At 28.7% G+C, this 2106-nt stretch carries 3 protein-coding genes; 1 reads left to right on the top strand and 2 read right to left on the bottom strand.

From position 1 onward, the window contains the following. The first annotated feature begins 86 nt into the window (after positions 1-86). Positions 87-740 (top strand): 3-oxoacid CoA-transferase subunit B, encoded by a 654-nt coding sequence (locus L21TH_RS00330; protein WP_006305623.1) that lies wholly within the window; start codon positions 87-89, stop codon positions 738-740. A 122-nt stretch (positions 741-862) separates the two neighbouring features. On the opposite strand, the gene L21TH_RS00335 is transcribed toward L21TH_RS00330, so the two are convergent. After that, complete coding sequence (locus L21TH_RS00335) at positions 863-1414, bottom strand: ferritin family protein (protein WP_006305624.1); 552 nt, start codon at positions 1412-1414, stop codon at positions 863-865. 189 nt (positions 1415-1603) lie between these two features. Continuing rightward, the coding region (locus L21TH_RS00340; RefSeq protein WP_034428817.1) for a ribonuclease H-like YkuK family protein at positions 1604-2106 on the bottom strand (503 nt) is incomplete at its 5' end.

A 2106-nucleotide genomic window follows, 5' to 3' on the forward strand; every position in this document is an offset into this window, starting at 1 on the left:
ATTTAAATAAATAAAATGCAGTATTTATGCGAGTTGTAGAGTTCTGCAACGAGCTAAAAAGGCTTTAAATGAAGGGGGATTACAATATGAATAGTAGAGAATTAATAGCTAAAAGGGTAGCTAAGGAATTCAAAGATGGTATGGTTGTAAATCTTGGATTTGGAATTCCTACTGCATCTGCTAATTATATACCTGAGGGGATAAATGTTATTTTACAAACTGAAAATGGAGGATTATTATTTGGACCAAAACCAAGTAAGGATGAAGCTGACCAAGATTTAGCTAATGCAGGTGGAGAACCTATTACAATGCTTCCAGGTGCATCAGCTTTCGATTTATCCTTTTCTTTCTCTATTATAAGAGGAGGTCATGTAGATGCGACTGTATTAGGAGCTTTAGAGGTGGACCAAGAAGGTAATATAGCCAATTGGAAGATACCTAATAAATTTGTACCTGGTATGGGTGGCGCTATGGATTTGCTTGTTGGTGCTAAAAAAGTCATAGTTGCTATGTCTCATACAGATAAAAAAGGTAATCCTAAGATACTAAAAAAATGTACGCTTCCTCTATCAGCAGCTAATGTAGTTAACCTTATAGTTACAGATAAAGCAGTTATTGAAGTGTCAGATGAAGGTTTAATATTAAAAGAAATTGCACCTAATGTAAGTATTGAAGAAGTTATAAGTAACACTGAGGCTGAATTGATTATTGATGATGACATTAAAGAAATGAAGTTATAAAATTTTAATTTGATTATGTAGAATTACATATATTTAAACTAAAAATGCTCTTTTCTAACCTCAAAATTAATTATGATTTAGAAAAGAGCATTTTTAGCTATTATAAACTCTTTTTATAAACATTATTTATTTGTTAAATCAATATGTTGTTTTTCTACCTCAGACAATGCCTTAAAAACCTTTTTAACTATTTCACTTGACACTTTACTCATATTTCTCATATAAAATAAAACGGCGTGTTCTTCGCGTTTATTTGCTTCCTCAAGTAGTAACTTATCGGTATTATGCCTAGTATAATCTGGTTTATGTAGTTTAGGTAATTCACTAAAACCTCCTAATCTTTTATGGACTTTAGCGTGCATAAACTCTATGTTACTTAAATCTTTAAACATCTTTTTTAAACTTTCAGATTTAGCTAGCTTGCTAGCTTCTTCATAAAATTCTCCATTATACACTTCTAATTTCATTGCATTATCTAATATTTTAATTGTCTGTTTATCTAGCAAACTTTTTTCTACATTATATACATTCTTTTGATTATCCAAATAAACCTTACTTACTCCACAAAATGGACAATTTATTATCTCTTGTTCTGTATTTTTTTCGATAAATGAGTATTTATTAAAATCAAAACTCCTTGAAGTCACTTTCATTCCACATATTAAACATATCATTTTACCACTCCCCTTAACCCTTTAAATAGCTTTTTACAGTATATAACCTTTTTTATATATTCTATGCTTATGTTAAATATCCCTTTCTATCGCCTTTAAACATTTCAATGTGCTTATATATTGCTAAATAGTAATAGGTATTTTAAATTGTTATAAAATAAAAATAGTGACAGACTTAAACCTGTCACTCTATTTTGTATATTTATTTGCATAGGACGAAGCTGCATAAGCTTCTGGTTTTATTTTAGTTTCAAATCCAAGTCCTGCAAAATATCCTGCTACTTCTTTAATATACTTTCTTGTTTCTCCATTATTACCTATATCCACATGTATTTCATATTTGAAATCTGCACCTTTTTTAATATTTGGTATAATTATATCCATTACATCTTCAAAAAAATCTAAAGTAAACATAGATGCTATTTTGTGGGTCATAGAAGCCTCAATAAAAATTTTTTCTCTTAAGTTATTAATCTCTCTAGGTACTATTTTTTTTGTAACAAAACCTTTAGCTCCCTTTCCAATTCGATGTATTATAATTGCAGATATATAAACTGTATAGCCAACCTTAACTTGAGAATCACTTCCAATTGCTAGTTTATATCTACTGTTAGGATATTTACTAACAAAATTAATAATCTCATTAGTTACATCATTAAAATTCAAATTCTTTTGATGATTATTAAAAAAAG

The organism is Caldisalinibacter kiritimatiensis, assembly GCF_000387765.1.
In the GTDB taxonomy this organism is placed as follows: domain Bacteria; phylum Bacillota; class Clostridia; order Tissierellales; family Caldisalinibacteraceae; genus Caldisalinibacter; species Caldisalinibacter kiritimatiensis.

Coding starts and splice junctions, on each gene's coding strand:
- L21TH_RS00330 (WP_006305623.1), top strand. CDS start 87: ATGAATAGTAGAGAATTAATAGCTAAAAGGGTAGCTAAGGAATTCAAA.
- L21TH_RS00335 (WP_006305624.1), bottom strand. CDS start 1,414: ATGATATGTTTAATATGTGGAATGAAAGTGACTTCAAGGAGTTTTGAT.